Here is a 6,005-nt window from a genome sequence, read left to right on the forward strand (position 1 = left end):
GCCTCGCGGGCCAGATAGGCGAGCGTGACGTCCTTCACGTGCGCGTCGATCCACGCGGCCATCTGCTCTTCCTCGCGCAGCGACTGCGTCAACAGCGAGGCCGCGTCGACGCCGGCCCGCTCGGCGAGCGCGATGAGCGACTTGTAGGCGGCGATCTCGTAGTGCTCGAAAGCGTTGTTGGCGAAGGTGTTCTTGAGGATCTCGTCGCCCGCCGGCATGTGCGCCATGGCAGCCATGTTGCCCATGAACGACATGGTGGCGTCCTTAAGGGTCGAGGCGCTCGCGTCGCAGGCCTCGAGGCAGCGGTCGAGCCGACCGATCTGCGTGCGGGTCTCCTCGAGATGCTGGCGCAGGCGGGCCTGCACGTCCGGATAGTCGTCGGTGCGCTCGATCTGACGTTCCATCAGCTCCTCGGCCTGGCGCTCCATCGCGTGGGCGTTGCGCAGTCCGGTCACGAACAGATCACGGGCGGTTTGCGGCGTCATGGTGGTCTCCAGCTCGTTCGGAAGATGTCGCGGGCGCTCTCGGGTGGAGCCTCGCGCCGGGAACAACCTTTGCGCCACGGCGCTGTTCCGGCTTTCGCGCGCGCCCGTCGCGGCCCCGCCGTCGCACCCGCGCACGGAACAAGGCGGAGTCCCGCCGGTTGCCGGAACGGCGGCCGCGGGCTGCCTCGGTTTCGATAGGCCACGAGGTCGCCGCGATGATCCGTCCCCTGCTCGTCCTCGCCTCGGTCGCGCTCTGCGCCGTGACGGCGTCACGGTTGAGCGCCAACGATGCGCTCGATTTCTGGCGCAGCGAATGGGCGCGCTCACATCCTGCGCCGCCGGCCCCCTCGCCTCGATCGTCGCACGGCGCGTCGGGTGGAGGTTCCTGGGGTGGCGGATCCTGGGGTGAAGGATCGTGGGGCGGAGGATCGTGGGGCGGAGGATCGTGGGGTGGAGGATCTGGGGGCTCGTCCTGGGGTGCCCCACCGCCCCCGACGCTGCCGTCCATCACGGTGACTCCGAAACCGCGCGCGAGCGAGGGACGGCGGGCGAGCGGCAGCGGCCGGACCTATTGCGTGCGGACCTGCGACGGCTTCTACATTCCGATGCCGGACGGCAGCGGCACGGCGGAGGCGCGGCGGAGCTGCGATTCGCTCTGCCCCGGCACCGAGACCATGGTGTTCCGCGGCGGCGACGACGGTCCGGACGGGATCGCCGACGCGGTGTCGAGCAACGGGCGACGCTACGGATCGCTCAGCACCGCCTTCGCACACCGCACCTCGTTCAATCCCGCGTGCCGCTGCGGTGCCGGCAACGGCACCAAGAGCGCGCTCGCCCGACTGCGCCAGGACGCGACGCTGGTCCGCGGCGACATCGTGGTGACCGAGGCGGGCGTGCACGTCTTCACCGGGCGGGGCCGGACGCCTCACGCGGCGAGCGACTTCACGCCCTACGACGAGGCCGGACGCCTGCCCGGCAAGCTCAAGCAGTATCTCTCCGAGATCGACCGCGCCTATGCGCATGCGCCGGAGCGTGCCGCCCGCACGGCCGGCTCCGACGGGCAGGACGCCCGCGAGGCGACGCGCGCAGAGCGCCGCGCCGAACGGCGGGCCCGCCGCGAGGCGGCGCGGGCCGAGCGTGCGGCCGCACGGGCGGAGCGCGCGGCGGCGCGGGCCGCCCGCGAGCCGGCCGGCGACGTCGCTCAGCAGAGCCCGGCCGAAACCGTGTCGACCGCCCCCGTCACGGTCGGCCGCCGGCCCTGATCACGGGCGCCCCCGACGGGGCGCGGCGCTCACGCGTCGCGGATGCGCGGGAGCCAGAACCGGAAGACCGTGCCGCCCCCCGCATTGGGCTCGGCCCAGATCCGCCCGTGATGCGCCTCGATGATGTTGCGGCACACCGACAGGCCGATGCCCATGCCCTGGCTCTTGGTCGAGGCGAACGGCATGAACAGCCGGTCGGTGATCTCGGGCGCGAGACCCGAGCCGGTGTCGGCCACGCTGAACTCCAGCCGCTCGCTGGTTCCGGTGAGTCGAATCTCCAGCTCCTTGCGCGGACACTCCTCCATGGCCTCGACGGCGTTGCGCACCAGATTGAACACGACCTGCTGGATCTGGACCTTGTTGGCCAGGATGTCGCCCGGCGCATCGACGTCGAAGCGCACCGCGACACCGTCGTGCCGCGCCGCCGCGATCGCCAGCGTGCAGGCCTCGCGCATCACCGCAGCGGCACTGACGACGTGGCGCTCGATCTCGCCCTTGCGGACGAACTCGCGGAGCTGCCGAATGATCTCGCCGGCGCGGAGCGCCTGCTCGCTGATCATCCGCATCATCTCCTCGAGCTTCTGCCGGCGCGTCGCATCGATCTCGTCGCCGCCGACGATGCGCTGGCAACCGCCGATATAGACCGCGACCGCCGTGAGCGGCTGGTTCAGCTCGTGCGCGAGGGCGGCCGCCATCTGGCCCATGTCGGAGAGGCGCGACAGATGCAGGAGCTCGGCCTGGAGCGTCCGGCGCTCCTCCTGGGCCCGCTTCTCCTGGTCGATGTCGACGATCATCTGGACCGCGCCCGATATCGTCCCGGTCTCGTCCCGGAACGGCAGCGCGGCGACGCGGGTCCAGGTCGGCCCCTGGGTGCCGTCGCCGCGGAAGAAGAACTCGACGCCGGGCCACACCGGATCGCCGCGCAACGCGCGCGCGGACGGAAACTCGGCCGGCGGAATCAGCCGACCGTTCTCGTCGTGCCCCTCCCAGAGCACCCGCCTCTCGGCATCGCAGGACGGAATGATCTTCGGCACGAAGCGGCGATAGTTGTTGTTGGCGACGATGATCCGGCCGTCGAGGTCGACCAGCGAGACGCCCACCGGCAGGGCGTCCAGGATCGCCGCCATCCGGTGCTCGTTCTGCCTGAGCGCGACCTCGCGCGCCACGATGGTCCGGGCCGCCGTGTCGAAGGCGTGCAGGGCATGGTCGACCTCCGGCACCCAGGTGGGGCGGAACGCCGGCACCGCGCCGCGCTCGAGCTGTCCGGCGCCCGCTTCGAGAGCGGCGAGCGGTCCGGTGATCCGGCGCGCCGCCCAGCCGGCGAGCAGCATGCTCAGCAGCGTCACGCCGGCCGTGACCAGGGCCGCCGTGATCAGCGTCTGGCGGATCGGCGCTTCGAACACGCTGCGCTCGGTGGCGACGCCGACGGCCCAGCCGCTCATGCGGGAGACCGCCGTGGCGTTGATCAGCGACCGGCCCTCGACGCTCGAGACATCGGACATGCCGTCGGTGTGCATCACGGCCCGCCAGCCTTCGGATGCGGGCCTGCCCACCCAGAGATCGTGATCGAGCGAGCGCGCGACGAAGCTCCCCTGGACATCGACGATGCCGACCAGCCAGCCCTTCGGCAACCCGCGGTCGTTGAGGAGATCGCGGAACGCCTCGGCCAGAACGCCGATCAGCAGGTAATAGGCCGGCTCGCCGGCCCGGAAGACCGGCACGCCGGCACCCACCACGGGCCCTCCGGCGACCGGCCCCGTGACGACGCGGGTGAACTCGATCCGCTTGGATGCGAAGGCCCGGCCGGCGTCCTCCATCACGGAGGGCGGCGCACGTGGCAGCGGGCTTCCCTGCGGCAGCAGCGTATTGATCGCCTGGCGACCGTCAGGAGTGACCAGCGTGACCCAGGCACCGGGCAGCCCGATCATCGCCCGCTCGGCCTCGCTGCGGAACGCGGACAGATCGCCGGACTGCAGCGAGGGCGCCCGCGCCAGCGCCTGCCCGACCGCGACATAGGTGGCGAGCTGCGCCTCGACGGCGCTCGCGATCGAGCGCGAGGCGTAGAGAATGGCCTGCGTGTTGGTCGCCCGCTCGCGCTCGGTGAGACGCCAGACGATGCCGACGGAGAGCAGCACCATCGGAACCGTGACGGCGAGCACGATCAGAATCAGGCGCTGACGGATCGTCAATCCGGCGGGTGCGAACCCGGATTCTCCGGGCCCCATGGGGTGCGGCGATCCAGCGGTCTCTGCGGACGTCGGCGCGCCCTTGGGCGTCCGCTCGAAATTCATGCGTGCTCCTCAATGAAGGTGCCGTCAGTATAGGGTCGAGAAGCCCGGATGCTTCAGTACTATCCCGCAGAACTCCCGCGTCAGATCAGCACTGCAAAAATCTGGAGAGCACTGCGGAGCAACGCCCTACCGCTCTACTGCGGCGGCGCGATCGATATCCCGAAAGATACCTACTCCTCCGGCGTTCCACGTTATGGGGCATAGGTGGGCATAGTGAATACTACGGATCGCGGGTGCCGACTCACCACCGCCGGGCGAACCGCGGTGTCCGCGGCCCCATCCATCGCTGCGATGCAGCCGCGCCCTGCGTCGGAAACATCCGTTTTCAACCGATACTTAACTCGCGACACGCAAGTTGGACCCGGCCTCGTCGCCGGCCGCCGCGCCGATACAGTGTCGGTCGCGCCCGGCGGCCCGGCGCCGAGCAGCGGGACCGACCTTGCAAGACGACATTCTCGCCATTGCCGAAGGACTCGGATCAGCTGCCGGCCTGGCGGAGGAGACGTTCCTCGAAACCGGCCGACGGCTCGGCGCCTCAGTCGATCTGCTCGATCATCTCACGACCTTGTTCGGCAGCCTGCAGGGCGAGCTCGACGGGGACGCGTTCCGCCACGCGACCGGCAGCCTCTCGGCAGTGGGCGCGCGGGCCGCGGCGCTGGGCGGTGCGCGGCGCGACGAGCGCGCCACGCTCGACCACCTGATCGGCGTGACCACCGGCCTGCGCCGCCGCATCGACGAGATCGGCAAGGAAATCCGCACCATCGACGTGCTGACCATCAATGCCCGGATCACCGCGTCCGGCATCGGCGCGGCCGGCGCGGAGTTCCTCGATTACATCGGCGGCATCGGTCGCTCGCTCGCCATCACCAGCACCAATCTGCAGACCTTCCGGGCCGAGCTGATCGAGGTCGCGCGCCATCTCGGCACGGCCTCGGCCGGCGAGGCCGCCTTCACGTCGCGCCACGCCGAGACGGTGGCCCAGGTGCCGCGCCGGCTCGACGCCAGCCTCGGCCAGATCACGTCGCGGTCGCGCACTGCGGCCGGTGCCGCCGCCGATGTGGGGATCCGCTCGCGGAAGCTCGCCGAGGGCGTCGGGCGCGTCGTCATGGCGCTGCAGGTCGGTGACGCGACGCGCCAGCGCATGGAGCATGCCCAGGCGGGCGCCGAGCTCCTGGCCCGGGTTCTCACCAAGACGCACGGGAGCGACGCCTGGGCCGCGCTGCCCGCCGACGAGCGCCGCGCGCTGGTGGCGGCCGGCTGCGCCCTGCAGGCGGCACAGCTCACCGATGCGGCGGAGGAGCTCGGGCGCGAGATCGCGGCCGTGCATCGCACTCTCGGCCAGCTCGGCGCCGACGCGCGCGAGATCGCCCGGCTCGGTCGCGAGGTCTACGGCTCGGCCGCCCATGGCGACCAATCCTTCCTCTCCGAGCTGGAGACCGACGTGCGCCAGGCGCGGCTGCTGTTCGAGAGCTTCAGGCAGGCGCGCGAAAACGCCGACGAGATCATGGGCGAGGTGCTGTGTATCGCGCACCGCCTGGTCGACCATATCGGCACAGTGCGGGCCGTCGAAGCCGACATCCGCATCATGGGGGTCAATGCCACCCTGAAGAGCAGCCGGCTCGGCACGGTCGGGCGACCGCTCGCCGTGGTCGCCGACGAGCTCACCCGCTCCTCCGCCCGGACCGCGACCGAAGCCATCGCGGCCGGCGCCGACGTGCGCACCATCGTCGAGACGACGGACGCCCTCGCCGGACCGCAGCAGGCCGAGCGACTCGCCGAGATCACGGCCGTGATCGAGCAGATGGACGCGGCCATCGCGCGCCTGCACGGCGTCGCCGAGACGCTGGCGACGGCGCTCTCGGCGCTCGGCCGTGACGGCGCCACCGTGATCGAGCTGCTCGACGAGACCGCGGCGGGCCTCGCCCGCGCCGAGGCGATCGAGGCGGCGCTGCGGCAGGCCGCAGCGC

The 6,005-nt window shown here is 71.4% G+C and carries 4 protein-coding genes; 2 read left to right on the forward strand and 2 right to left on the reverse strand.

Annotation, left to right across the window (positions count from 1 at the left end; translation table 11 throughout):
- On the reverse strand, positions 1 to 485 hold a 485-nt coding region (locus CH341_RS27160), incomplete at its 3' end, for a ferritin-like domain-containing protein (protein WP_111422082.1).
- Positions 486 to 700: 215 nt separating this feature from the next.
- Between CH341_RS27160 and CH341_RS27165 the strand changes: the two genes are divergently transcribed.
- Positions 701 to 1,747 carry a DUF2865 domain-containing protein gene (locus CH341_RS27165; RefSeq protein ID WP_281023658.1) on the forward strand — a complete coding sequence of 349 codons (1,047 nt, stop codon included), beginning with the start codon at positions 701 to 703 and terminating at the stop codon, positions 1,745 to 1,747.
- Between the two features lie 29 nt (positions 1,748 to 1,776).
- Here the strand turns inward: CH341_RS27165 and CH341_RS27170 are convergent, their stop codons facing one another.
- Complete coding sequence (locus tag CH341_RS27170) at positions 1,777 to 3,936, reverse strand: sensor histidine kinase (protein ID WP_170149825.1); 2,160 nt, start codon at positions 3,934 to 3,936, stop codon at positions 1,777 to 1,779.
- Between the two features lie 541 nt (positions 3,937 to 4,477).
- Between CH341_RS27170 and CH341_RS27175 the strand changes: the two genes are divergently transcribed.
- Positions 4,478 to 6,005: methyl-accepting chemotaxis domain-containing protein (locus tag CH341_RS27175; protein ID WP_111422085.1), on the forward strand; the 1,528-nt coding region annotated here is incomplete at its 3' end.

Origin of the sequence: Rhodoplanes roseus (genome assembly GCF_003258865.1) — a bacterium.
In the GTDB taxonomy this organism is placed as follows: Bacteria; Pseudomonadota; Alphaproteobacteria; order Rhizobiales; family Xanthobacteraceae; genus Rhodoplanes; species Rhodoplanes roseus.